Genomic DNA, 389 nt, shown 5'->3' on the forward strand with positions numbered 1-389 from the left:
CGGTCGCCCCGGCCGCCGGCGAGACCGCAAAGCGCACCGGCATCGCCCGCGCCATCGCCGCCACCCCGGCCGACTGGGCCGTCGCCTGCCGCGCCGCGATAGAGGAGATGGCCCGCCGCGGCCGCCCCTTCCAGGCCGCCGACCTCATCGCCGAAGGCCTCGTCGACGAGCCCGACAGCCCCGCGCGCTGGGGCGGCGCGTTCTCCTCCGCCGCCGCGGCCGGAGTCGTCGAGCACGCCGGCGTCGTCCCCTCCTCCCGCGCCACCGTCCACCGCAGCCTCTGCCGCCAGTGGATCGGCACCGCCCAGTACCGGACGGAGGCCGCCGCGTGACCACCGACGCGATCCGCGAGGCGAAGAACCGCTGGGCCCGCCGCCGCCGGCGCCTCG

Annotated in this window: 1 protein-coding gene; it reads left to right on the forward strand. The window is 79.2% G+C overall.

Translation table 11 applies throughout. The annotated features are described in order from the left end of the window. Positions 1 to 332 (forward strand): hypothetical protein (locus ADL15_RS54265; protein ID WP_198170895.1); only part of this gene is annotated, 332 nt, incomplete at its 5' end. Positions 333 to 389: the final 57 nt, after the last annotated feature.

The organism is Actinoplanes awajinensis subsp. mycoplanecinus (assembly GCF_001509495.1).
Classification (GTDB): domain Bacteria; phylum Actinomycetota; class Actinomycetes; order Mycobacteriales; family Micromonosporaceae; genus Actinoplanes; species Actinoplanes palleronii.